This window comes from Streptomyces sp. NPDC048516 (genome assembly GCF_043199875.1).
GTDB lineage: Bacteria > Actinomycetota > Actinomycetes > Streptomycetales > Streptomycetaceae > Streptomyces.
In genome coordinates this window covers 96,729-120,762 of sequence record NZ_JBICWS010000007.1, presented here as the reverse complement: position 1 = coordinate 120,762, position 24,034 = coordinate 96,729, and the positions used below count along the sequence as shown (strand labels likewise).

General features: G+C 71.6%; 25 protein-coding genes. 9 read left to right on the top strand and 16 right to left on the bottom strand.

What is annotated here, in order from left to right; translation table 11 throughout:
• Genes ACGFR7_RS16325 through hisD form a run of 11 tightly spaced genes read right to left on the bottom strand, consistent with a single transcriptional unit; the run spans position 1 to position 6,945 of the window.
• Complete coding sequence (locus tag ACGFR7_RS16325; protein ID WP_393318869.1) at positions 1–591, bottom strand: nitrile hydratase subunit alpha; 591 nt, start codon at positions 589–591, stop codon at positions 1–3.
• The gene (locus tag ACGFR7_RS16320) at positions 588–875 is read right to left on the bottom strand and encodes an SH3-like domain-containing protein (protein WP_393318866.1); all 288 of its coding nucleotides are present in this window, start codon (positions 873–875) and stop codon (positions 588–590) included. Before ACGFR7_RS16320 ends, ACGFR7_RS16325 begins: the two co-directional genes overlap by 4 nt.
• Positions 865–1,134, bottom strand: coding sequence for a hypothetical protein (locus ACGFR7_RS16315; RefSeq protein ID WP_393318862.1), 270 nt, complete (start codon positions 1,132–1,134; stop codon positions 865–867). Before ACGFR7_RS16315 ends, ACGFR7_RS16320 begins: the two co-directional genes overlap by 11 nt.
• A gap of 26 nt (positions 1,135–1,160) precedes the next feature.
• Positions 1,161–1,925, bottom strand: coding sequence for an imidazole glycerol phosphate synthase subunit HisF (gene hisF, locus ACGFR7_RS16310; RefSeq protein ID WP_393318859.1), 765 nt, complete (start codon positions 1,923–1,925; stop codon positions 1,161–1,163).
• A complete protein-coding gene (locus ACGFR7_RS16305; RefSeq protein ID WP_311623411.1) occupies positions 1,922–2,329 on the bottom strand; it encodes a Rid family hydrolase in 408 nt (135 codons plus the stop codon). The genes hisF and ACGFR7_RS16305 overlap by 4 nt, the downstream gene beginning before the upstream one ends.
• Positions 2,330–2,359: 30 nt before the next feature.
• Entirely contained in the window at positions 2,360–3,091 is a 732-nt protein-coding gene (gene priA / locus ACGFR7_RS16300) for a bifunctional 1-(5-phosphoribosyl)-5-((5-phosphoribosylamino)methylideneamino)imidazole-4-carboxamide isomerase/phosphoribosylanthranilate isomerase PriA (protein ID WP_088797211.1), read from the bottom strand.
• Positions 3,091–3,747 carry an imidazole glycerol phosphate synthase subunit HisH gene (hisH, locus tag ACGFR7_RS16295; RefSeq protein ID WP_393318856.1) on the bottom strand — a complete coding sequence of 219 codons (657 nt, stop codon included), beginning with the start codon at positions 3,745–3,747 and terminating at the stop codon, positions 3,091–3,093. Before hisH ends, priA begins: the two co-directional genes overlap by 1 nt.
• Entirely contained in the window at positions 3,738–3,902 is a 165-nt protein-coding gene (locus ACGFR7_RS16290; RefSeq protein WP_167392733.1) for a hypothetical protein, read from the bottom strand. Before ACGFR7_RS16290 ends, hisH begins: the two co-directional genes overlap by 10 nt.
• A 3-nt stretch (positions 3,903–3,905) precedes the next feature.
• Positions 3,906–4,499 carry an imidazoleglycerol-phosphate dehydratase HisB gene (hisB, locus tag ACGFR7_RS16285; RefSeq protein WP_030085936.1) on the bottom strand — a complete coding sequence of 198 codons (594 nt, stop codon included), beginning with the start codon at positions 4,497–4,499 and terminating at the stop codon, positions 3,906–3,908.
• Positions 4,496–5,614, bottom strand: coding sequence for a histidinol-phosphate transaminase (locus ACGFR7_RS16280; RefSeq protein WP_393318852.1), 1,119 nt, complete (start codon positions 5,612–5,614; stop codon positions 4,496–4,498). The genes hisB and ACGFR7_RS16280 overlap by 4 nt, the downstream gene beginning before the upstream one ends.
• 8 nt (positions 5,615–5,622) lie before the next feature.
• Positions 5,623–6,945 carry a histidinol dehydrogenase gene (gene hisD, locus ACGFR7_RS16275; protein ID WP_393318849.1) on the bottom strand — a complete coding sequence of 441 codons (1,323 nt, stop codon included), beginning with the start codon at positions 6,943–6,945 and terminating at the stop codon, positions 5,623–5,625.
• A 264-nt stretch (positions 6,946–7,209) separates the two neighbouring features.
• Here hisD and ACGFR7_RS16270 point away from each other — a divergent pair, with 264 nt between their 5' ends.
• The 3 genes from ACGFR7_RS16270 (at position 7,210) to ybaK (ending at position 10,413) form a co-directional block, all read left to right on the top strand.
• The gene (locus ACGFR7_RS16270; RefSeq protein ID WP_393318846.1) at positions 7,210–8,811 is read left to right on the top strand and encodes an oxidoreductase; all 1,602 of its coding nucleotides are present in this window, start codon (positions 7,210–7,212) and stop codon (positions 8,809–8,811) included.
• A 305-nt stretch (positions 8,812–9,116) separates the two neighbouring features.
• Positions 9,117–9,866 carry an LON peptidase substrate-binding domain-containing protein gene (locus ACGFR7_RS16265; RefSeq protein WP_393318843.1) on the top strand — a complete coding sequence of 250 codons (750 nt, stop codon included), beginning with the start codon at positions 9,117–9,119 and terminating at the stop codon, positions 9,864–9,866.
• Positions 9,867–9,918: 52 nt separating this feature from the next.
• Positions 9,919–10,413: a Cys-tRNA(Pro) deacylase gene (gene ybaK / locus ACGFR7_RS16260; RefSeq protein WP_393318840.1), complete on the top strand. Its 495-nt coding sequence runs from the start codon at positions 9,919–9,921 to the stop codon at positions 10,411–10,413.
• 115 nt (positions 10,414–10,528) lie between these two features.
• Here ybaK and ACGFR7_RS16255 read toward each other — a convergent pair whose 3' ends face one another.
• The 4 genes from ACGFR7_RS16255 to ACGFR7_RS16240 all read right to left on the bottom strand — a co-directional run bounded on the left by ACGFR7_RS16255 (position 10,529) and on the right by ACGFR7_RS16240 (position 14,639).
• The gene (locus ACGFR7_RS16255) at positions 10,529–11,269 is read right to left on the bottom strand and encodes an ABC transporter permease (RefSeq protein WP_393318837.1); all 741 of its coding nucleotides are present in this window, start codon (positions 11,267–11,269) and stop codon (positions 10,529–10,531) included.
• Between the two features lie 68 nt (positions 11,270–11,337).
• On the bottom strand, positions 11,338–12,162 hold the full coding sequence (locus ACGFR7_RS16250; RefSeq protein ID WP_393318834.1) for an ABC transporter permease: 825 nt from the start codon (positions 12,160–12,162) through the stop codon (positions 11,338–11,340).
• 73 nt (positions 12,163–12,235) lie between these two features.
• Complete coding sequence (locus ACGFR7_RS16245) at positions 12,236–13,168, bottom strand: ABC transporter ATP-binding protein (RefSeq protein ID WP_393319405.1); 933 nt, start codon at positions 13,166–13,168, stop codon at positions 12,236–12,238.
• A 160-nt stretch (positions 13,169–13,328) separates the two neighbouring features.
• The gene (locus ACGFR7_RS16240) at positions 13,329–14,639 is read right to left on the bottom strand and encodes an NYN domain-containing protein (protein ID WP_393318831.1); all 1,311 of its coding nucleotides are present in this window, start codon (positions 14,637–14,639) and stop codon (positions 13,329–13,331) included.
• Between the two features lie 273 nt (positions 14,640–14,912).
• Between ACGFR7_RS16240 and ACGFR7_RS16235 the strand changes: the two genes are divergently transcribed.
• Positions 14,913–15,092 (top strand): hypothetical protein, encoded by a 180-nt coding sequence (locus ACGFR7_RS16235; protein ID WP_327702354.1) that lies wholly within the window; start codon positions 14,913–14,915, stop codon positions 15,090–15,092.
• A gap of 157 nt (positions 15,093–15,249) precedes the next feature.
• Here the strand turns inward: ACGFR7_RS16235 and dnaE are convergent, their stop codons facing one another.
• The gene (gene dnaE / locus ACGFR7_RS16230; protein WP_393318828.1) at positions 15,250–18,801 is read right to left on the bottom strand and encodes a DNA polymerase III subunit alpha; all 3,552 of its coding nucleotides are present in this window, start codon (positions 18,799–18,801) and stop codon (positions 15,250–15,252) included.
• Positions 18,802–19,034: 233 nt separating this feature from the next.
• Here dnaE and ACGFR7_RS16225 point away from each other — a divergent pair, with 233 nt between their 5' ends.
• The 5 genes from ACGFR7_RS16225 (at position 19,035) to ACGFR7_RS16205 (ending at position 23,960) form a co-directional block, all read left to right on the top strand.
• Positions 19,035–20,393 (top strand): DUF2252 domain-containing protein, encoded by a 1,359-nt coding sequence (locus ACGFR7_RS16225; RefSeq protein ID WP_393318825.1) that lies wholly within the window; start codon positions 19,035–19,037, stop codon positions 20,391–20,393.
• A gap of 128 nt (positions 20,394–20,521) precedes the next feature.
• Positions 20,522–21,181, top strand: a complete 660-nt coding sequence (locus tag ACGFR7_RS16220) for a hypothetical protein (protein WP_393318822.1) — start codon at positions 20,522–20,524, stop codon at positions 21,179–21,181.
• A 99-nt stretch (positions 21,182–21,280) separates the two neighbouring features.
• Positions 21,281–22,129, top strand: coding sequence for a thioredoxin domain-containing protein (locus ACGFR7_RS16215; protein ID WP_393318819.1), 849 nt, complete (start codon positions 21,281–21,283; stop codon positions 22,127–22,129).
• Positions 22,130–22,261: 132 nt separating this feature from the next.
• The gene (locus ACGFR7_RS16210) at positions 22,262–22,975 is read left to right on the top strand and encodes a hypothetical protein (RefSeq protein ID WP_393318816.1); all 714 of its coding nucleotides are present in this window, start codon (positions 22,262–22,264) and stop codon (positions 22,973–22,975) included.
• A gap of 46 nt (positions 22,976–23,021) precedes the next feature.
• On the top strand, positions 23,022–23,960 hold the full coding sequence (locus tag ACGFR7_RS16205) for a thioredoxin domain-containing protein (RefSeq protein ID WP_393318814.1): 939 nt from the start codon (positions 23,022–23,024) through the stop codon (positions 23,958–23,960).
• The last annotated feature ends 74 nt before the right edge of the window (positions 23,961–24,034 follow it).

The window sequence follows — 24,034 nt, the reverse complement described above, 5'->3', positions numbered from 1 at the left end:
TCAGACCGCGGCGGTCCCGATGAGCCCTTCCCGGGTGACGAGCGCGGCCAGCTCCGGCTCGCTCATCCCCGCGGTGCCGCCGGGCCGCCGGGGCAGGACCATATAGCGGCTCTCCGCACTGGAGTCCCACACCGTGATCACGGTGTCGTCCGGCAGCTCCAGCCCGAACTCGGCCAGCACGGCGCGCGGTTCGCGCACCACCCGCGAGCGGTAGGCCTCGCTCTTGTACCAGGACGGCGACGGCCCCAGCAGCCCGACCGGGTAGCAGGAGCACAGGGTGCACACGAGGACGTGGTGCGTGGTGGCGGTGTTCTCGACGACCTTGAGCCGCTGCTCCTGGATGCCGCCCGCCATGGAGAGCCCCATCTCGGGCAGCGCCGCGTTGGCATCGGCCAGCAGCCGCTCCCGGAACCCCTCGTCGCTCCAGGCCCGCGCCACGATCCGCGCCCCGTTGACCGGCGAGGCCCCCTTCAGCATCGCGCCGAGCGCCTCGTCCAGCTGCGCCTGTGAGACCACCCCGGCCTCGATCAGCCGCTCCTCCAGCCGCCTGACCCGCGCCGCCACCGGCACACTCGTGTGCTCGCCGCTCATGCCCCGTCCTTCCGTACCCGCTCGATGTACGACTCCCAGAGGTCCACCGTGACCTCGTGACCGCCCTCGCCCCACAGATCCGCCGCGGCGAAGGCCACGGTGTAGACGGGCTCCACGCGAGGCTCGGCAACGCCCGCCGCGCTCTCGTCGGCGAGCGCCCAGCGGCCCTGGCACTCGACGATCCGCCCCACGTGTCCACGCACGTACCGCGGCACCCGGGTGTGCCCCGCGGGGTCGACGGCGCGCACCCGCACCCGCTCCCCCGTCCGGAATTCAGCCCTCACCGAGCAGCCCCCGCTCGGCCAGCAGCGTCTCGATCGCGCGCAGCCACCGCTCGTAGTACGACGCCGCCAGATACTCCTGCGGGGCCATCCGCTCGACGGCGTCCCGGAACTCGTCGAGCCGGTAGACCCCGCTTTGGACCAGCGCGGAGTTCAGCGCGAACACCCGCGCCTCCCAGTCGGCATGGAACGGCGGCTCGTCCGCCTCGATCTCCAGCGCCCCGAACCCGGCCTGGCCACCCACATCGTTGACACGGCTCATGGGGCGAGCCTACGGGCGCGGGACGGTCAGCGCACGGGGTGACCCGCCCCCCGGAGGACATCCTTGACCTGGGCGATGCGCAGGTCGCCGAAGTGGAAGACGGAGGCGGCCAGGACCGCGTCGGCGCCGGCCTCGACGGCCGGGGCGAAGTCGTCGAGCCGGCCGGCGCCGCCGGAGGCGATCACCGGGACGCTGACGTGCTTGCGGACGGCCTCGATCATCGCGACGTCGTAGCCGTCCTTGGTGCCGTCGGCGTCCATGGAGTTGAGGAGGATTTCCCCGGCGCCCAGTTCGGCGGCGCGGTGGGCCCACTCCACGGCGTCGATGCCGGTGCCGCGGCGGCCGCCGTGGGTGGTGACCTCGTAGCCGGACGGCGTCCCCGCGTCGGTACGGCGGGCGTCGACCGAGAGGACCAGGACCTGGCTGCCGAAGCGCTCGGCGATCTCACGGATCACGTCGGGACGGGCGATGGCGGCGGTGTTGACGCCGACCTTGTCCGCGCCGGCCCGCAGCAGCTTGTCGACGTCCTCGGGGGTGCGGACGCCGCCGCCCACCGTGAGGGGGATGAAGACCTGCTCGGCGGTGCGGCGGACCACGTCGTAGGTGGTCTCGCGGTTGCCGGAGGAGGCGGTGATGTCGAGGAAGGTCAGCTCGTCGGCGCCCTCCTCGCCGTAGATCTTCGCCATCTCGACGGGATCACCCGCGTCGCGCAGGTTCTGGAAGTTGACGCCCTTGACGACCCGGCCGTTGTCGACGTCCAGGCAAGGGATGACTCGGACCGCCAGGGTCATGTCGGTTCAGGCCTCTCTGACAGTTCTCGGAAAGCTTCCAGTTCCACTTCCACCAGTACGCGGGGGTCGACGAAGCCGGAGACCACGACCAGGCTCGAAACGGGCGGCGCGGCCTCGAAGAGCTCCCGGTGGGCGCGGCCGGCCGCGTCCACATCGCGCAGGTGGGTGAGGTACACACGGGTGCGCAGCACCGCGTCGGCGCCGAGGCCGAAGGGTTTGAGCGCATCCAGCGCGTGGGTGAAGGCGGCCTTGGTCTGTTCGTACGGGTCGCCCTCCCCCACGAGGACGCCGTCGACCAGGGGCATCGTGCCGGCGACCAGGACCCGGTCGCCGGCCGCCACGGCGCGTGCGAAGCCGATCTTCTCTTCCCAGGGATTGGGGGTCCGTACGCGCTCGATGGTCATCATGCGGCCTTTCGTTCGCCGTTACGACAATTACGACACTGCTGCCAGCGCCTCTTCGAGGGTGAACGCCTTTGCGTAGAGCGCCTTTCCGACGATCGCGCCCTCGACACCTTCCGGTACCAGCGAGGCCAGCACCCGCAGGTCGTCGAGCGAGGAGACGCCGCCGGAGGCGACCACGGGCCGGTCGGTGGCCGCGCAGACGTTCCTGAGCAGTTCGACGTTGGGGCCCTGGAGGGTGCCGTCCTTGTTGATGTCGGTGACGACATAACGGGCGCAGCCCTCGGAGTCGAGGCGGGCCAGCGTCTCGTAGAGGTCGCCGCCGTCGCGGGTCCAGCCGCGGCCGCGCAGCGTCGTGCCGCGGACGTCCAGGCCGACCGCGATCTTGTCGCCGTGCTCGGCGATGACCTTGGCGACCCACTCGGGCGTCTCCAGCGCGGCGGTGCCGAGGTTGACCCGGCGGCAGCCGGTGGCCAGGGCCGCGGCGAGCGTGTCGTCGTCGCGGATGCCGCCGGACAGCTCGACCTTGATGTCCATGGAGCGGGCGACCTCGGCGATCTGCGCCCGGTTGTCACCGGTGCCGAAGGCCGCGTCGAGGTCGACGAGGTGCAGCCACTCGGCGCCGGACCGCTGCCAGGCCAGGGCCGCCTCCAGCGGGTCGCCGTAGGAGGTCTCGGAGCCGGACTCGCCGTGCACCAGGCGGACGGCCTGGCCGTCGCGGACATCGACGGCGGGGAGGAGTTCGAGCTTCGCAGCGTTCGGCATTACAGGGTCTCGATCCAATTGGTCAGGAGCTGGGCACCGGCGTCGCCGGACTTCTCGGGGTGGAACTGGGTGGCCCACAGCGGGCCGTTCTCGACCGCGGCCACGAACCGCTCGCCGTGCGTGGCCCAGGTGACCGTCGGCGCGCCCATGTGCGGGTTGCCGACCTCCAGCTCCCAGTCGTGCACCGCGTAGGAGTGCACGAAGTAGTAGCGGGCGTCGGCGGGCAGCCCGGCGAAGAGCTGCGAGTCCCCGGGGGCCTCGACGGTGTTCCAGCCCATGTGCGGGACGACCTCGGCCTTGAGCGGGCCGACCGTGCCGGGCCACTCGTCCAGGCCCTCGGTCTCGACGCCGTGCTCGATGCCGCGGCCGAAGAGGATCTGCATGCCGACGCAGATGCCCATCACGGGGCGTCCGCCGGCCAGCCGGCGGCCGATGAGCCAGTCGCCGCGGGCCTGCTTGAGCCCGGCCATGCAGGCGGCGAACGCGCCGACGCCGGGGACCAGCAGGCCCTCGGCGTTCATCGCCCGGTCGAAGTCCCGGGTGATCTCGACCTCGGCGCCGACGTGCGCCAGGGCGCGCTCGGCGGAGCGGACGTTGCCGAAGCCGTAGTCGAAGACGACGACGTTCTTACGGGATGCCGAGGGGGTCAATTCCATACCTCCAGCCGCAGCACGCCGGCGAGCAGGCACAGCGCCGAGCCGACGGACAGCAGCACGATCAGGCCCTTGGGCAGCTGCTGCTTCCAGAACGAGTAGACACCGCCGAGGAGAAAGAGCCCGAGGAGGATGAAGACGGTGGACAGACCGTTCACGGGCTACAGGGCTCCCTTGGTGGAAGGAATGATCCCGGCCGCGCGCGGGTCGCGCTCGCTGGCGTAGCGCAGGGCGCGGGCCAGCGCCTTGAACTGGCACTCCACGATGTGGTGGGCGTTGCGGCCGTACGGGACGTGGATGTGCAGCGCTATCTGGGCCTGGGCGACGAACGACTCGAAGATGTGCCGGGTCATGGTCGTGTCGTAGCTGCCGATCATCGGCGCCATGTTCTCCGGCTCGGTGTGCACCAGGTACGGGCGGCCGGAGAGGTCCACGGTCACCTGGGCGAGCGATTCGTCCAGCGGGACGGTGCAGTTGCCGAAGCGGTAGATGCCGGACTTGTCACCGAGGGCCTGCTTGAACGCCGCGCCCAGGGCCAGCGCGGTGTCCTCGATGGTGTGGTGGGTGTCGATGTGCAGATCGCCGTCGGTCTTGACCTTGAGGTCGAACAGGCCGTGCCGGCCGAGCTGGTCGAGCATGTGGTCGTAGAAGCCCACACCGGTCGACACCTCCACCTCGCCCCTGCCGTCGAGGTCGATCTCGACGAGGACGGAGGTTTCCTTGGTCGTGCGCTCCACGCGTCCTACGCGGGTCATCGCTTGCTCTCCTTCAGTACTGCGCGAACCGCGTCGAGGAACGCGTCGTTCTCGGCCGGGGTGCCGGCGGTGACCCGCAGCCAGCCCGGTACGCCGTTGTCCCGGACCAGCACGCCGTGGTCGAGGATCGCCTGCCAGGTGGCGTGCGCGTCCTCGAAGAGACCGAACTGCACGAAGTTGGCGTCGGAGTCGACGACCTGGCAGCCGGCCGCCCGCAGCTCGGTGACCAGGCGGTCCCGCTCGGTCTTGAGCTGCGCGACGTACTTCAGGAGGGTGTCGGTGTGCTCCAGCGCGGCGAGCGCGGTGGCCTGGGTGACGGACGAGAGGTGGTACGGGAGCCGGACCAGCTGCACCGCGTCGACCACGGCGGGGTCGGCGGCGAGGTAGCCCAGCCGCAGTCCGGCGGCGCCGAAGGCCTTGGACATGGTCCGGGAGACCACCAGATTCGGCCGGCCCTCGATCAGCGGCAGCAGCGAGGGCCGGTGGCTGAACTCGCCGTAGGCCTCGTCGACCACCACCAGGGCGCCGGCCCCGTCGGCCCGGGCCGCCTGCGCCGCCTCGTACAGCGCGAGCACCGTCGCTTCCCCGACGGCGGTGCCGGTCGGGTTGTTCGGCGAGCAGATGAAGACGACATCGGGCCGCTGTTCGGCGATGACCGCCCGGGCCGCCTCGACGTCGATGGTGAAGTCGTCATTGCGCGGGCCGGAGATCCAGCCGGTGCCCGTGCCGCGGGAGATCAGCCCGTGCATGGAGTACGACGGCTCGAAGCCGAGGGCGCTGCGGCCGGGGCCGCCGAAGGTCTGCAGCAGCTGCTGGATGACCTCGTTGGAGCCGTTGGCGGCCCAGACCTGGTCCGCCCCGACCTCGTGGCCGCCGGTGCGGGTGAGATAGCGGGCCAGCTCGGTGCGCAGCTCGACCGCGTCCCGGTCGGGGTAGCGGTTGAGCCGGCGGGCGGCCTCGGTCACCCGCTCGGCGATCCGCTCGATCAGCGGCTCGGGCAGCGGGTAGGGGTTCTCGTTGGTGTTCAGACGCACCGGGACGTCCAGCTGCGGTGCGCCGTAGGGGGACTTGCCGCGCAGCTCGTCCCGGATGGGGAGATCGTCGATCCTGGTCACGTGCCTGCTCACTTGCTCTGCGGGACCTTCCATTCGAACCTGGCCTTCAGCGCGGCGCCGTGGGCCGGGAGGTCTTCGGCCTCGGCGAGGGTCACCACATGGTGGGCGACCTCGGCCAGCGCGTCGCGCGAGTAGTCCACGACATGGATGCCGCGCAGGAAGGACTGCACGGACAGGCCGGAGGAGTGGCAGGCGCAGCCGCCGGTGGGCAGGACGTGGTTGGAGCCGGCGCAGTAGTCGCCGAGCGAGACCGGGGCCCAGGGGCCGACGAAGACCGCGCCGGCGTTGCGGACCCGGGCGGCGACGGCGGAGGCGTCGGCGGTCTGGATCTCCAGGTGTTCGGCGCCGTAGGCGTCCACGACCCTGAGGCCTTCGTCGATGCCGTCGACGAGGACGACGGCGGACTGCCGGCCGGCCAGCGCCTCGGTGATCCGCTCGATGTGCTTGGTGGCCGCGACCTGCTGCTTGAGTGCGTCCTCGACGGCGTCGGCGAGCTCGGTGGAGTCGGTGACCAGGACGGCGGCGGCGAGGGTGTCGTGCTCGGCCTGGCTGATCAGGTCGGCGGCGACGTGCTCGGGGTCGGCGGTGGCGTCCGCGAGCACCGCGATCTCGGTGGGCCCGGCCTCGGCGTCGATGCCGATCCGGCCCTTGAGGAGGCGCTTGGCGGAGGCGACGAAGATATTGCCGGGGCCGGTGACGAGGTTGACCGGCAGGCACTCCTCGGTGCCGTACGCGAACATCGCGATGGCCTGGGCACCGCCGGCGGCGTAGACCTCGTCGACGCCGAGCAGGGCGCAGGCGGCGAGGATGGTCGGGTGCGGCCGGCCGCCGAACTCCTTCTGCGGCGGGGAGGTGACGGCGATGCCCGTGACACCGGCCTCCTGCGCGGGGACGACGTTCATGACGACGGACGACGGGTAGACCGCGAGGCCGCCGGGGACGTAGAGGCCCACCCGCTCGACGGGGACCCAGCGTTCGGTGACCGTGCCACCGGGGACGACCTTGGTCGTGACGTCGGTGCGGCGCTGCTCGCGGTGGACGATCCGGGCGCGCCGGATGGACTCCTCCAGGGCGGCGCGCACGGCCGGGTCCAGCGCGTCGAGGGCGTCGCGCAGTGCCTCGGCGGGCACCCGCACACGCTCGATCTCGACGCCGTCGAACCGCCGCGCGTAATCGATCAGCGCCGCGGTGCCGCGATGGCGTACGTCCTCGCAGATGGGCCGCACCTTCTCCAGGGCGGCTTCCACGTCGAACTCGGCACGGGGCAGCAGGTCGCGCAGGGCGCCGCCCTCGGGGAGGGCGTCACCGCGCAGATCGATTCGGGAGATCACCCTCCCAGTGTCTCAGACCCGCTCCTGGGCCCGAGCGGCCGTATCACTCAGTGATACACAGCGGCACACGCTCCGGACACCCCGTGACCGGGCCCGCGGAAGTTGACCGGAGTTGGCCCTGACCACGCGTGTTCAAGCAGTCACGGGGCGGGCAAGGGCCACGTGACGGCGTACGGGGGACGCCTGTGGGACGCGGCACGACCGGTGCACGCCATGCGTCCGAACAGGTGGCGACACACCACGGGAGAGCAAGGGGGATCCACTGTGACCGAGCCCGGGGACGGCGACGCGCCCGCCGACCTTCAGCTGACATCGGCGGAATGGAGCATGTGGCAGGCCTTCCGCAACGGCAGCACCTGCGATCTGCACATCGGCGACCCGGCGCGCGACGATCCGCACGGGCAGCATCTGTGGGGCCCGGAGCGCCGGGTGCGGGCCAGGGTCGTGGCGTTACTGCTGCTCGACGGGCCGCCCCCGCAACCGGGCCGGGTCTCCGCGCTCCAGCTCACCGGCGCGTACATCACGGACACTCTCGACCTTGCGGGCGGCACGATCAAGCCATTCGTGGAGCTGCGGGACTGCCGCTTCGAGGCCGAGGTGGTGCTGCCGGAGAGCCGGTTCACCACACTGCGGCTGGTGAACTGCGCGATACCCCGGCTGGAGGCGGCCCGGCTGCACACCGAGGGCGATCTCCATCTGCCGCGCTGTGTGGTGCACTCCGGCGTCCGGCTCACCGACGCGCACATCGGCACGGACCTGATGCTCAACCAGACCGTGGTGCACAAGGACCGGCAGGGCCGGTCCATCACGGCGGACGGGATGACCGTCGCCCAGGATCTGCAGGCCGAGATGATGGAGTCCTACGGGGAGCTGTCGCTGCGCGGCGCCACCATCGGCGTGTCGCTGAGCCTGCGCGGCAGCCGGCTGAGCAACCCCTTCGGCCGGCGGGCGCTGAACGCCCCGCAGCTGACCGTCGAGCGCACCCTCTATCTCACCGCCGCGGGCCTGGCCAACTCCCCGTTCTCCAGCAGCGCCACTCCCCCGTACGGCATCGCCCACACCCCCTCGCGCGGCACCCGGATGCAGCGCTTCGAGTGCGAGGGCGGGATGCGGCTGGACGACGGGCGGTTCGGCGACGCGGTCGACTTCGAGCACGCCCGGTTCATCATGGAGTCCGACCAGGAGCTGTCGCTGCGCCGCATCCAGACGCCCGAGCTGCGCTTCCTGTGCGACCGGCCGCAGCGCGGCCGGGTGATCCTCTCCGGTGCCCGGGTCGTCAACCTCATCGACAAGTCGGCGAGCTGGCCGGGGCTCGGCGGGCTGTGGATGGCCGGCTTCGCCTACGAGACGCTGATCCCGCGCGGCCCCTTCCCGCTGGCGCTGCGGCTGCAGTGGGTGGCCGCGGCGACCCCGGAGTACGCGCCCGAGCCGTACGAGATGCTTGCCGCCTCGCTGCGCACCACCGGCGAGGACGCGGACGCCCGCGAAGTGCTGCTGGCCAAACAGCGGCGGCGCCGCGAGACGCTGCCGCTGGCGGCCAAGACCTGGGGGTTCCTGCAGGACTGGACGGTGGCCTACGGCTACCGCCCGGGGCGGGCCGCGGTGTGGATGGCCATCCTGTGGGCCATCGGCACGCTCTACTTCTCGACGTACCCGCCGCCGCCCCTCAAGGCGGGCGAGGCGCCGCCGTGGAATCCGTACCTCTACGCCCTGGACCTGCTGCTGCCGGTGATCGACCTCAATCAGGGTGCCGCCTGGAAGCCGGGCGGCGGCGCGCAGTGGGCGGCCGCCCTCCTGATCCTGGCGGGCTGGGTGCTCGCCACGACGGTCGCGGCGGGCGCGTCGCGGCTGCTGCGGAGGCAGTGACTGCCTGGCCGTGCCACGTGCGCCGCCCCCCCCACACGCACCCACCACGAGCCTTTCCCCACCCGCCCCGGGAGGTGACGCACCCCGGCAGCCCCGCACCCGGCAGCCCCGCTCGGCGGACCCGCCCGCCGCAGGCGCAACGGCGGGAGAGCCGCGAACGCCGGCCCGAGGCACAGCGCAGCGGAGCGGCGCAACGGCGGGAAAGCCAAAAACATGGGCCCGAGGCAAAGCGCAGCGAACCGGCCACCACGGAATCCCCGACCACATGGGAGCACAGCCAAGCGCAGCGTCTAGGCTTACCGGCTGTGACCTCCCTGCGCCTACCGCTCTTCCCGCTGAACTCGGTGCTGTTCCCGGGACTCGTGCTCCCGCTGAACGTCTTCGAGGCGCGGTACCGGGCGATGATGCGTGATCTGAGCGCGGTGTCCGAGGACGACCGCCGCTTCGCCGTGATCGCGATCCGGGACGGCCGCGAGGTCGCCCCCACCGCGCAGGGCATGCCGGACGATGCCACCCTGCCGTCCGCGGACGGCCCCGCGGCGGGCTTCGGCGACGACCCGATGCAGGCGTTCCACTCCGTGGGCTGTATCGCCGACGCGGCGACCATCCGGGAGAAGTCCTCCGACGACGACACCGGCTACGAGGTCCTCGCCACCGGCACCACCCGCTTCCGGCTGCGGTCGGTGGACGCCTCGGGGCCGTATCTGACCGGCGAGCTGGAGGAGCTGGAGGACGGCGAGGGAGAGGGCGCGGGCGCGCTCGCCTCGGGCGTCGTACGGGCCTTCCGGACCTACCAGAAGCGGCTGGCCTGGGCGAACGAGCGGACCCTGTCGAGCGGGCAGGACCTGCCCGCCGATCCCTCGGTGCTGTCCTATCTCGTCGCCGCGGCGGCCGTGCTGGACGTCCCCGCCAAGCAGCGGCTGCTGGAGGCGCCGGACACCGCGTCCCGGCTGGGGCAGGAGCTGAAACTCCTTCGCCAGGAGTCGGCGCTGCTCGGTAAGCTCCCGTCGCTGCCGGCCGTGGATCTGACCCGGCAGCCGACCAGTCCCAACTGAACGACCCGCCGGCACCGCAGGGCGGGTCCGACCGACGCGAGGCACGAAGACGGTGGCGAAGAAGTCCAGGAAGTCCGTCGGCACCCCTGCCACGGTCGCCCTCACCACGGCTGGCGTCCCCTTCACCACGCACTCCTACGAGCACGACCCGGCCGCCCCGTCGTACGGCGAGGAGGCCGCCCGGGCTCTCGGTGTCGCGCCCGACCAGGTGTTCAAGACGCTGCTGGCGGACGTCGACGGCGCGTTGACGGTGGCCGTGGTCCCGGTGTCGGGGTCGTTGGACCTCAAGGCGCTGGCGGCCGCGGTGGGCGGCAAACGGGCCACGATGGCCGACCCGGCGGCGGCCGAACGCAGCACCGGCTACGTCCGGGGCGGGATCTCCCCGCTGGGACAGCGCAAGCGGCTGCCCACGGTCGTGGACTCCTCGGCCGAGGGCCGGCCGACGGTCTGTGTCTCGGCGGGGCGGCGGGGGCTGGAGGTCGAGCTGGCGCCGGCGGACCTGGTGGCGCTCACGGGGGCGCGCCTCGCGCCGATCGCCCGCGACTGACGGCACCGCGGCTGACGGCACCGCGATTGACGGCGCCGCGACTGACGGCACCGCGGACGGCACGAACGCACGGCGGGGCGGCCGGGGGGACGGCCGCCCCGGAGATCCGCGCAGGTCAGCCGGCGGTGGGCGGCTGCTGTCCGGGGTGGTCCCCGTGAGCGTCACGGTGGTCGCCGCGGTCCTCGCCGCGGTCGTCGCCGCCGTGATGGTCTTCGTGGTCGTCGCCGTGGTCCCCGTGCTGCTCTCCGGGCCAGTGCGACGCCTCCGGCTCCGGGTCGCGCGGCCCGAACAGCCCGGTCAGCGCGAGCTGGGTGAGCATCGCGGCGATCGGCCAGGCCAGCAGCGCGCCCTTGGCCTGCAGCCGCAGCGGGCCGCTGAAGGCCACCCCGGGGCCGACCTGCTTGGCGTGCTCGGCCACCTCCGGGGTGGGGCCCAGCCACATGCCCGTCACCCAGCCCAGCACCGCGCCGAGCAGTCCGCCCACGACCAGCGCCACGACCAGCGGAATCCCGCCACGCCGGCGGAAGAGGAAGACCGCGGCGGTGGTGAGCAGGCCGAAGCCGAGGGACAGCAGGACGAAGGTGCCGTCCGCGCCGATCGCCTCTTCGCCCTCGGTGTTCTTGAGGTAGACGTTGCGGGTGTCCGCGATCAGCGGGATGTGCGGCGCGAGCCAGTTCCACAGCAGGCCGAGCAGCACACCGGTCACCGCGACCACGAGCGCGATCAGTGCGCCCTCGCGCAGCTCACGGGCCAGCTCGGGGCCGACCGGGCCGCCGTGGTCGGCGACGGGCGCGGCATCGGGGTGCTGCGGCTCGTCGGGCGGTTGGTTGTCGGGGGGCGTCAGCGGTGCGGTCACCCCGTCATCGTGCCAGGTGGGGCCGGTGGGACCGGAAGCAGGACGGCCGTTCGGTGTGGTGGCGCCCGTCATCGGGCCGCCGCCCGGCGGTACGCCCAGGTGGCGACGGCCAGCGAGAGCACCCCGACGGCCGCGCAGACGCCCAGGTCCACGCCGACCGCGACCCAGTCGGGATGCGGGTCGAAGCTGCGTGCCAGCGCCTCCACCCCGTAGGTCGAGGGCAGCAGATCGCGGGCCCAGCCGATCACCTCGGGCATCCGCTCGGCCGGCAGGACACCCAGCAGCAGCGCCGCCGACATGCCCAACTGGCCGCAGAGCGTGGCGAGTTCGGGGCGGGGTGCGAGCAGGCCGAGGGCCGCGCCGAGACCGGCCAGCGCCGCCCCGGCGAGCGGGAGCACGGCGGCCAGCACCCACAGGTGGGCCATCGGCAGCTGGAAGAGCACACAGCCGGTGACCGCGGTGACCACCGTCCCCGGCACGGTGAACGAGGCGTACGCGCCGGCGGCGCCGAGCACCACGGCGGCCGGCGGCACCGGCAGCGTCGCGTAGTGGTCGAGCCCGCCGCCGGCCCGCAGCTGGCCGAAGTACTGGGCGAGGAGGTTGAGCGCCACGAAGGCGACGACCAGCACGCTGGAGCCGGACACCACGGAACGGGCCGCGTCCCCGCCGTCGACCACCCCGCGCAGCAGGACCATGATCCCGATGGACTGGAAGGTGGCGACGAACAGCAGCGGGATCCGTGCGACCCGGGCCCGGGAGAGCTGGGCACGGTAGACGGCCGCCAGCGCGGGCACCAGGCGGGCGCGCGGCGCCAACGGCGCGGCGGCCTCCCCGGGCCGTGCCCCGGCTTCCGGGACCGCCCCGGCCGCCGCCCGCACGGGAACCACACTCACGCCGCCACCAAGCCTTCCTCGCCGCCCCTGTGGTACTCCATACGTCCGCCGCACCGCTCCCCGTTCACGCCCGTCACGCCTTGACCAGTCCCTCCGCCCGGCCCCCCAGGGCGAGGTACACATCCTCCAGGCTGGGCGTGGCCAGCGTGAAATCGTCCAGGGCCGCGAAGGCGGGGCCCGCGGTGACCGCGGCGACGGCGGACCGGGCCCGGTCGGCGGGCAGGCGCAGGGTCCAGCGGCGTCCCGAGGTGTGCGCGGACGCTTCGAGGGCGGCGACCTCGGGCACCTCCAGCGGCGGGCGGTCGCGCCACACCAGCTCCAGCCGGACCTCGTCGCTCACCATTTCCTTGAGCCCGCCGGGCGTGTCGCAGGCGATGACCCGGCCCCGGTCGATCACCGCGACCCGGTCGAGCACGCTCTCGGCCTCCAGGACGTTGTGGGTCACCAGCACCACCGTGGCGCCGCGCTCGGCCCGGCGCCGGTCCACCGCGGCCCACACGGCACGCCGCGCGACCGGGTCCATCCCGGTGGTCGGCTCGTCCAGCACCAGCAGCGGCCGCTCGCCGATCAGCGCGGTGGCCAGGCAGGCCAGCCGCCGCTGCCCGCCGGACAGCTTCTTCAGCGCCCTTCCGGTGAGGTCGGCGAGCCCCAGCTCGCCGATCACGTCGTCCCGCTCGGCGCGCGCCTCACGGGCACCGAGGCCGCGCAGCCGGCCGGTGGTCTCCACCGCCAGCGCGACGGTCATCTCGTCCAGGGCGGTCGACTCCTGCCCCAGGTAGCCCAGCAGCCGGGAGGCCCGCTCCGGGTGACGCACCAGGTCGTGGCCCAGTACGGAGATGCTGCCGGAGTCCGGGCGCAGCAGTCCGGTCAGCTGGCGGACCAGGGTGGACTTGCCGGCTCCGTTGGGGCCGAGCAGCCCGAAGATCTCGCCGCGGTGCACGTCCAGGGTGATGCCGTCGTTGGCGCGTACGGCGGACGGCCGTGCCGCCCCGCGGCGCCCGCGCATCGCGGGGTACGTCTTGACCAGGTCCCGCACGGCGCACACCGGCACCCCGCGCTCCACCTGTTTTGCGCCCGTCCTCACGAGCTATGAGGGTACGCGTCCCCGGCCCGCCTCCGGGCCGCGGGGCTCCGGCGGGCGGGCCGGACCGGGGCTCCCGGGCCGGTCAGTCCCCGGCCGGAGCGTGCTCGGCAGCCGTCCGCAGATCGACCTCGCGCCAGAATCCGGCCCGGATCGCATAGCGGTCGTGCTCGTCGATCTGGTCGTCCTTGTGGGCCAGCAGCCCGAACCGGGCGGCGTAGCGCAGCAGTTCACCGTCGATGCGGTGCGGGATGCGCGGGTACTCCGTCGACAGCTGCTGGAGGTGGGTGGTGTCGGAGAGCCGGTCGGTCCAGCGGCGGGCGAAGACCTGGCCGACCTCGAAGGGGTCGCCGCTGACGGCGGTGATGTCCTCCTCGCGGTCGGCCCAGCGCTGCTCGGCGCTGGTGAGCTGGGCGAGGGTGGGCAGGGCCGCGGTCTCGGAGGGTTCACCGACCGGGCCGCCGCGCTCGACCCAGCCCTTGTCGGACGACCAGCGCAGGGTGGCACCGGCCGCGGGCGCCTGCGGGGCGGAGCCGCCCGGGCCCGCGGGTCCCTGGCCGGCGGCGTGGGCCCGGCCGAGCCCGGCCAGGTCCTTGGGGGTGGGGACGCCCCGGGAGCCCGCGGCCCCGGGATCATCCGCGGCGGCCGGGGCTCCGGCGGTACCGGCCGGCGGCCGGGAGACGCCGTTGGCACCGCTGTGCTCGTGGGCGTGCTCGGCGGCCTCCGGGCCGGAGGCGGCGGCTGCCGCGGCCGCCGCGGCCGCGACCGCGGACTCGGGCAGCGGGGCGGAGAGGATCGCCGCGATCTCGGGGCGCGGCACCGGCGGCGGGGCGCAGGGGCCGCCCAGTTCCTTGGCGCGGACCGCCCGGGTGATCCAGGTCCGGTCCAGCACCCGCCGCTCGTCGGCCTCGGCGACCAGGTCCTCGGACTGGTTGTAGTCCCCGTCCGCGGCCTGGACGGCCCACAGGTGCACCGCGACACCGTGCTCCTTGGCGGACATCAGGCCGGGCAGGAGGTCGCCGTCGCCGGTGACCAGGACGATGTCGGAGCAGGCGCGGTTACGGGCGAGTTCGGTCAGCTCGGCGTGCATCGCGGCGTCCACGCCCTTCTGTGCCCAGCGCCCGTCACTGCGGGTCAGGGCGCCCAGCCGGACGGTGACCCGGGGCATGACCCGCAGCCGGCGGTGCTCGGGTTGCGGTACGCGGTCGGGGGCGCCGTCGAACCAGTAGATCCGCAGCAGCGGGCGTTCGGTGTCCGCCTCGGCGCGCTGGCGCAGTCCCTGGATGAGGGCGGCGTGATCCACCGTGATCCGGGAACGGGCGGGCTCTCCGGCGAGCAGGCTCGCCGCGGCGCCGAGCAAATACCCGGCGTCCACCAGGACGACACAGCGATCCACGATCCACCCTCTTCCCTGAGGTGCTGATGTCCGGTCGCCCCCCGGCTCGGCCCGTGGCACGAGTTTTCTTCGGTTGTCCTTCGAGTCTGCCCGACCGTGCGGGCGTTAACTGCCCGAACTCGATCTTCGGCGTGGCGGATTCGGCGAGAATCTTGAATACAGCGTGTGATCAACCCGTTAGCACAGGGTAATTGCCCGAAATGCAGCGCTCTGTCCGGCGTGTAAGTCTGGTTCCGGCCCCGATCCCAGATTCCCCCCTCAGGAGGCACGATCATGGCCAAGGACAAGAAGCAGGACCGCAGTCAGCAGCAGAAGACGGCATCCGCGGCCGAGCGCGGCCAGCAGGAAGCCCAGAAGTCGAGCCTGGAGGCACAGTCCCAGTCGCGGTCGCAGGCGCAGGGCAGCCCGGCGGATGTTGCACGTAAGCACCAGCGGCGCTTCGGTCACAACTGATCTCAACTGATCCACGCGGTACAGAGGTTGAGGGGCGCGTCCACTACGGGCGCGCCCCTCGGGGTAGGGCCTGCCGTCAAGGTCCCGGCTGCCTCAAGGGCCCGGCTGCCTCACGGGCCCGGCTGCCTCACGGCGCCTGACGGCCGGCGGCCGGCGGTCAGCCCGCCAGGCAGGACGGGCCGAGCAGCACCTTGAGATCGCCGAACAGCGACGGGTCGGGCGTGACCCGGTGCCGGTCCAGCCGGAGCACGGTCGTCTTACGAGCCCCCTGCAGTTTGATCCGCACCTCCGTGGAGCCGCGGTGGCTGCTGAGCACCTCGCCCAGCTTCTCGACCATCGGCGGGGTGACCTTGACGGTCGGAATGGTGATCGTCACGGGGGCGTTGGTGCCGGCCTCCGAGAGGTCGGGGACCATCATCTCCATGGCCACCAGCCGCGGGATGTCCTCCCGCTTGTCGAGGCGGCCCTTGACGAAGACCACGGTGTCCTCGACGAGTTGGGTGGACACCAGCTGGTAGGTCGCCGGGAAGAACATGCAGTCGATGGAGCCGGCCAGGTCCTCGACGGTGGCGATCGCCCAGGCGTTGCCCTGCTTGGTCATCTTGCGCTGCAGGCCGGAGATGATGCCGCCGATGGTGACGATCGAACCGTCGGAGTAGTCGCCGCCGGTCAGCTGGGCGATGGCGGCGTCCGCCTTGTCGGACAGCACGTGTTCCAGGCCGAAGAGCGGGTGGTCGGAGACGTAGAGACCGAGCATCTCCCGCTCCTGGGCCAGGAGATAGGTCTTGTCCCACTCGATGTCCGAGAACTCCACGTCCAGGCCGAAGCCGGGGCCCTCGTCCGCGCTGTCGTCACCCATGCCGCCGAAGAGGTCGAACTGCCCCTCGGCCTCCTTGCGCTTGACCTGGACGACGTTGTCGATCATCGGTTCGTAGTGCGCCATCAGGCCCTTGCGGGTGTGGCCCATCTCGTCGAAGGCGCCGGCCTTGATCAGTGATTCGGTGGTGCGCTTGTTGCAGACGACCGCGTCGACCTTGTCGAGGTAGTCAGGGAAGGAGAGGTACTTCCCCTTCGCCTTGCGGCTGCGGATGATCGAGTCGACGACGTTCTGGCCGACGTTACGGACCGCGGTGAGGCCGAAGAGGATCACATCGTCACCCTGGGCGGCGAAGTTGGCCTCGGACTCGTTGACGTTCGGCGGCAGCACCTTGATGCCCATGCGCCGGCACTCGTTCAGATAGACCGCCGACTTGTCCTTGTCATCGCGCACGGAGGTCAGCAGCGCGGACATGTACTCGGCCGGGTAGTTGGCCTTGAGGTAGGCGGTCCAGTAGGTGACCAGGCCGTACGCGGAGGAGTGCGCCTTGTTGAAGGCGTAGCCGGCGAAGGGGACCAGGACGTCCCACAGGGCCTGGATGGCCTGGTCGGAGAAGCCGTTCTTCCGCGCGCCCTCCTGGAAGAGGACGAAGTTCTTCGCCAGTTCCTCGGGCTTCTTCTTGCCCATGACGCGGCGGAGGATGTCGGCCTCGCCGAGGGAGTACCCGGCGATGATCTGAGCGGCCTTCTGCACCTGCTCCTGGTAGACGATCAGGCCGTGGGTCAGGCCCAGGACCTCCTTGAGGGGCTCCTCCAGCTCCGGGTGGATCGGGGTGATCTCCTGGAGGCCGTTCTTGCGCAGCGCGTAGTTGGTGTGCGAGTCCATGCCCATCGGGCCGGGACGGTACAGCGCCGAGACGGCGGAAATGTCCTCGAAGTTGTCGGGCTTCATCAGCCGCAGCAGCGAACGCATCGGACCGCCGTCGAACTGGAAGACGCCGAGGGTGTCACCGCGGCAGAGCATTTCGTAGGTCTTGGGGTCGTCCAGCGGGACGGTGAGCATCTCCAGCTCGACGCCCTTGTTCTTCCGCACCATCTTGACGGCGTCGTCCATGATGGTGAGGTTGCGCAGGCCCAGGAAGTCCATCTTGAGCAGGCCCAGCGACTCGCACTGGGGGTAGTCCCACTGCGTGATGGTGACGTTGTCGGTGTGCCGGACCCAGACCGGGGCGTGGTCGACGATGGGCTCGCTGGACATGATCACGCCGGCCGCGTGCACACCCATCTGCCGGACCAGGCCCTCGACGCCCTTGGCGGTGTCGATGACCTTCTTCACGTCCGGTTCGTTCTCGTACATCCCCCGGATCTCGCCCGCCTCGCTGTAGCGCGGGTGCTGGGGGTCGGTGATGCCGTTGAGGTCGATGCCCTTGCCGAGGACGTCGGCGGGCATGGCCTTGGTGAGGCGGTCGCCCATGGCGTACGGATAGCCCAGGACGCGCGCGGAGTCCTTGATGGCGTTCTTGGCCTTGATCTTGCCGTAGGTGCCGATCATGGCGACCTTGTCGGCGCCGTACTTTTCCGTGACGTACCGGATGACTTCGACGCGCCTGCGCTCGTCGAAGTCGATGTCGACATCGGGCATGGAGACACGCTCGGGGTTGAGGAACCGCTCGAAGATCAGCCCGTGCGTGATCGGGTCGAGGTCGGTGATGCCCATGGCGTACGCCACGATCGAACCGGCCGCGGAGCCACGTCCCGGGCCGACGGCGATGCCGTTGTTCTTGGCCCACATGATGAAGTCGGCGACGACGAGGAAGTAGCCGGGGAACCCCATCTGGATGATGATGTCCATCTCGTACTCGGCCTGCTTCTGCCGGTCCTCGGGGACACCGCCCGGGAAGCGGCGCTGCATGCCGGCCCGGACCTCCTCCTGGAACCAGGTGACCTCCGTGAAGCCCTCCGGGATGTCGAACTTCGGCATCAGGTCGCGCTTCTCGAACATCCCGGAGACGTCGATCTGGTCGGCGATCAGGCGGGTGTTGGCGCAGCCCTCCTGCCAGGCGTCCGAGGAGTCGATGGCGTACATCTCCTCGGTGGACTTGAGGTAGTAGCCGGTGCCGTCGAAGCGGAAGCGGTCCGGGTCGGAGAGGTTCTTGCCGGTCTGGATGCACAGCAGCGCGTCGTGCGCGGTGGACTCGTGCGCGTAGGTGTAGTGCGAGTCGTTGGTGACCAGCGGCGGGATGCCGAGCTCTTTGCCGATCTTCAGCAGGTCGTCGCGGACCCGGCGCTCGATCTCGATGCCGTGGTCCATCAGCTCCAGGAAATAACGGTCCTTGCCGAAGATGTCCTGATACTCGCCCGCGGCCTTGCGCGCCTCGTCGTACTGGCCCAGGCGCAGCCGGGTCTGCAGCTCACCGGAGGGGCAGCCGGTGGAGGCGATCAGGCCCTCGGACCACTGGGCGATGGTCTCCTTGTCCATCCGCGGCCACTTCTGCAGCCAGCCCTCGGCGTACGCGTCCGAGGACAGCCGGAAGAGGTTGTGCAGACCGGTCTTGTTCGCCGCCCAGATCGTCTTGTGCGTGTAACCACCGGAACCGGAGACGTCGTCGCGCTTCTGGTGCGGCTGGCCCCACTGCACCTTGCGCTTGAGCCGCCGCGACTCCGGCGCCACATACGCCTCGATGCCGATGATCGGCGTCACCCCGGCCTTCTGCGCCGAGTGGAAGAAGTCGTACGCGCCGTGGAGGTTGCCGTGGTCGGACATGGCGATATGCGTCATGTCCATCTCGTTGCACGCCTTGAACATGTCCGACAGCCGCGCCGCACCGTCCAGCAGTGAGTACTGGGTGTGGACATGCAGGTGCGTGAAGGGGGGCCTGGACGAGGCTGCCACGGCGGGGGACCTCCAAAAGTACGAAACGGCGCGAAGCGCCTCGGCGGGGGACGGTGGCCGGACGACCGGTGCACGGTCGGCGACGGATGAGTGAGACGGTCTCGAAGTCTACGACTCCCCACTGACAATCGGCGGGCACCGACGAGTAGCCTCGCGCGTTGTCAGTGGCAGATCCGCGACGGGCTCCGCCACGGCTCTCCGTACCCCTTCCGCACCTCAGGAGGCACCCAGCGATGCCGTCCCAGCACGCCCCGGCGCAGGACGCCGAGCAGCGCGGCGAGGAAATCCTCGCCGTCTTCGACACCGCCTTCGGGGAACTGCTCGCCGCCGACCCCGCAGCCTTCCGTGTGAAATTCCGGAAGATGGCCGCCTCCGCCTTCGCCTTCTACCGGGGCACGGCCTGTCTGTTCTACCGGGACCTGGAGGCCGCGCGGGACGGGGGCGGCACGGACGGCGGCCCGTATCTGGACGAGCAGACCGGCCGGGTGTGGATCCACGGGGATCTGCACGCCGAGAACTTCGGCACGTACATGGACTCCACGGGCCGGCTGATCTTCAACGTCAACGACTTCGACGAGGCGTACGTCGGGCCGTTCACCTGGGACCTCAAGCGGTTCGCCGCCTCGGTCGCGCTGATCGGCTACGCCAAGGCGCTCAGCGACAAGCAGATCACCGACCTGGTGCGCACCTACGCCGCCGCCTACCGGGAGCGCATCCACGCGCTGGCCTCGGGGACGAAGAGCTCCGACCGGGACGAGCTGCCGCCCTTCACCCTGGACACCGCCGAGGGACCGCTGCTGGGCGCGCTGCGCATGGCCCGCTCGCTGACCCGGTTCGGACTGCTGGACTCGATGACGGAGATCCGCGACTTCGAGCGCCGTTTCTCGGCGGGCGGCGGCAGCGTCGAACTGGACGCGGCGACCCGCTACAAGGTCCTCGCCGCCTTCGACGGCTATCTGGAGACGCTGCCGGAGTCGAGCCTGGACCGCCCGGACTCCTACCGCGTCAAGGACGTGGTGGGCCGCCGTGGCATCGGTATCGGCTCGGCCGGCCTGCCGTCGTACAACATCCTGCTCGAGGGCAACAGCGACGCCCTGGAGAACGATGTGGTGATCTACATGAAGCAGGCGCAGACCCCGGCCGTCTCCCGGCACGTCACCGACCCCGCGGTCCGCGGCTACTTCCAGCACGAGGGCCACCGCACGGTGATCTCGCAGCGCGCCCTGCAGGACCACGCCGACCCGTGGCTGGGCTGGACCGAACTGGACGGCGCGGGCCAGCTGGTCGCCGAGATCTCGCCGTACGCGGTCGACCTGGACTGGTCGGACATCGACGACCCGGAGGAGATCGCGGCGGTGGTGGCCGACCTGGGCCGGGCCACCGCGACCATGCACGCCGCCGCGGACGACGAGAGCGGCCACTCGCTGGTGCCGTTCTCGACGGAGCGGGCCATCGACGCGGCCATCGCCGCCGACGAGGACGGCTTCGCCTCGCTGCTGGTCGACTTCGCGCACTCCTACGGCGCCCGCGCCCGCCGTGACCACCAGATCTTCGTGGACCTCTTCCGCAACGGGCGGATCCCGGGTCTGTAGGGCGGAGCGGGCCGGGAGGCCGGGGCCGGCGCATGCCGTACGCACCGTACGCACCGTATGCACCGGTGCGTACGGCTTCGGACCCCCTTAGCCGCCGCTTACCCCGGCCCATGGCACACTCGGCTGCAATGGACATCTCGGCGGCACCCCTGCGGGCACTGCGCGCAGCGCTTTTCACGGCGCTGTGCGTGACGCTCTCCGCGGGGTCGCATGTCCTGCTGTCCCGTATGCCGCTGCCGCTGAGCCTGGTCGCCGCGCTCAGTGCCGCCGTGTTCGCCCTCGCCTATGCGCTGGCCGGCCGGGAGCGCGGCTTCTGGCGGATCGCGTCGCTGCTGGTCCCGCTGGAGCTGGCCGCCGATCTGGCCTTCAGCCTGGGGCAGCACACCTGTTACGGAGAGGCCGGCGGTCCGGTCGCCGGCCCGCTGCGCTCACTGGGCGTGGATCTGCTGTGCGGTGGCGACCCCGTCGGCGCACCGCTGGCGCGGCTGTCCCCGCAGGACTCCGCGCCCGTGGTCACCTGGCTCGTCCTGCTCGCGGCGCATGTGTGCACCGGACTGCTGGCGGCGGGCTGGCTGCGCCGCGGCGAGCGAGCGCTGCACCAGTTGCTGGGCGCGGTGGCGGGCTTCGCCTTCCGCCCGCTGCTGATCGCCGTCGCGGTCATCGTCGCCGGCGCCGCCCCGCGCCGCCCGGTGCCCGCCCCCGTACGGCCCGGGCGCCCCGCCCGCGCCGTTCCCCTGCTCGTGCACTGCGTCGTGCGCCGTGGACCGCCCTGCGCACTGGCTGCGTAGGCCTTCGGCCGCGCGGCCCGCGTACGCCCGCGCCGGGTGCGTACGCCTTCGACCGCACGCATCTCCCGTCTCACGGATCTTCACAGAGCAGGAACAGTCATGAGCAACCGCAACAACCAGGCCAACAAGCAGGCAGCCCGCGAGCGGCTGCGCGCCGAGCGTGAGCGGCAGGCGAAGAAGGACAAGATCCGCCGGCAGCTGATCGTCGGCGGTGCGATCGTCGGCGTCCTGGCGATCGCCGGCGGTATCGGGGTGGCGGTCTCCTCCATGGACGGCGGCAGCGGCTCCGCCGCCGGGGACAGCACCGACTGGGCGAAGGCCGCGAAGGCCCCGCTGACCAAGCCCCAGCACACCAGCGGCAAGAACGGCACCACGGTCGTCGTCGGCAAGAAGGACGCCAAGAACACCCTGGACCTCTTCGAGGACCCGCGCTGCCCCGGCTGCGCGGGCTTCGAGCAGGCCGCCGGGGCCACCGTCGAGAAGGACATCAAGGACGGCAAGTACAAGGCGTCCTACCACCTGGGCACGTTCCTCGACGCCAACCTCAAGGGCACCGGCTCCAAGAACGCGCTGAGCGCCCTGGGCGCCGCCCTCGACGTCAGCCCGGACGCCTTCTTGAAGTACAAGTACGCGCTGTACTCGAAGGAGTTCCACCCGGACGAGACCGGCCCGGACAAGTTCGCCGACGACAGCTACCTGATCAAGGTCGCCGACACCATCCCGGCGCTCAAGGGCAACGCGGCCTTCCAGAAGGCCGTCAAGTCGGGCACCTACGACCGGTGGGCGCTGGAGATGTCCGACGCCTTCAGCGCGGTCAAGGACGTCACCAGCACCCCGACGATCAAGCTCAACGACACGGTGCTGGGCACGGACAGCCCGCAGGGCAAGGTGGCGCCGTCCAGCGTGGCCGCCTTCAACTCCATGGTGGACAAGGCACTGAAGAAGTGACCCAGGGCCTGCCTTCGTAATCCCGCCCCGGCCGGGCCGCGTCCCGCGCCTCTCGGCCGGCGTGCTCCGTGCACGCCGGCCGATGCCAAATCTTGACCCGGGCTCGTGCCGTGCACATGGCAGACTCCCGTCATGCAGGCGACGGGAATACGCCCCGGGGCCCGGCCGGCGGCCGCGCCGGGAGTTCAGCTCAGGGCGCTGCGGGCGGCACTGTTCACCGCGCTGTGCACCGCCCTGTCCACGACCTCCCATGTGCTGCTCTCGCACCACCCGTTACCGCCCGCTCCGGTCATCGCGATCTGCGCCGCGGTCTTCGCCGCGGCCTATGCGCTGACCGGCCGGGAGCGCGGATTCCGCGCCGTCGCCGCGCTCCTGGTGCCGCTGGAACTGGCCGCCGACACCGTCTTCACCGCCGGGCAGCACACCTGTTACGGACCGGCCGGCGGCCCGGTCACCGGCCCGCTGCACTCGGTCGGCGTCGAACTGCTGTGCCGGGGCGGCGAATGGGGCACACCCCTGGCCCGGGCGGCCGCCCATCCGGGCGCGCCGCTGCCGCCGGCCGTCCCGGCGGCGGCCCCCTGGCTGCTGCTCGCCGCCCATGTCGCGGTCGGCCTGCTCGCCGCGGCCTGGCTGCACCGCGGGGACGCCGCGCTGGACGCCCTGCTGCGCGCCGCCGCGGCCGGTGCCTTCCGCCCCCTGCGCACCGCGGTCGCGGCGCGCACCGCCGCCCCCGCCCCGCCCCGCCGGCGGATCCGGCCGCTGCATCCGCTGCCGCCGGCCCGCCCGCTCCCCCTCCTCGTGCACTGCGTACGGCGCCGCGGCCCGCCCCGCCCGGCCGGCGCCTGACCAGCACACAGAAACCGGCACGACCTTTGAGGGGACCCCACCACCCATGAGCAACCGCAACAACCTGGCCAACAAGACCGCGGCCCGCGAACGCATCCGGGCCGAGCGGGAGCGCCAGAAGAAGAAGGAGAAGCTGCGCCGCCAACTGACCGCGGCGGGCGCGGTGATCGGCGTCCTGGCGGTGGCCGGCGGCATCGGCTACGCCGTGATGAAGGCCAACGAGCCCACGGGCTGGGAGGCCGCCAAGGAGGCCGAGCTCGTCACGCCCGCGCACACCCAGGGCAAGAACGGCACCGAGATCCTGATAGGCGACAAGAACGCCAAGCAGACCCTGGAGGTCTTCGAGGACGTCCGCTGCCCGGCGTGTGCGGCCTTCGAGCAGAGCACCGGCAAGGTCCTGGCCAAGGACATCGAGGACGGCCGGTACCGGGTCCGCTTCACCATGTACGCCTTCATCGACGGTGTCGGCGGCGGCGAGGGCTCGAAGAACGCGCTCAGCGCGCTCGGCGCGGCGCTGAACGTCAGCCCGGAGGCCTTCTTGAAGTACAAGTCGGCGCTGTACTCGGCCAAGTACCACCCGGACGAGCGCGAGGACCTCTACGCCAAGGACGCCGAACTGCTCAAGGTCGCCGGCGACGTGCCGGAGCTGAAGAACGACAAGGCGTTCGCCACGGCGGTCAAGAAGGGCACCTACGACCGCTGGGCGATGGAGATGACCGCGCTGTTCGGCCGCAAGGGCGTCAAGGCCACGCCCACGTTCATGCACGGCGACAAGAAGCTGGTGATTCCCCAGGTGCCGCAGCAGCAGATGACGCAGGCGCAGTACAACCAGCTGGCCCAGGCCAACTTCAAGAAGACGATCGACAAGGAGTTCGGCCCGGCGAAGGGGTCAACGGGAGGGGACCCGGGCAAGGGCGGCAGCTCGGGCGAAGGTGGCGCGAACGGCATCCGCGAGGGCGAAAAGGACCCCTCGGGCGCGCACTGAGCGCCTTTCGGACAACGGGCGGGCGAATTCTCGGGGTTGCCGGAATTCGCCCTCCCGGCGCCGCTTACCGGCCA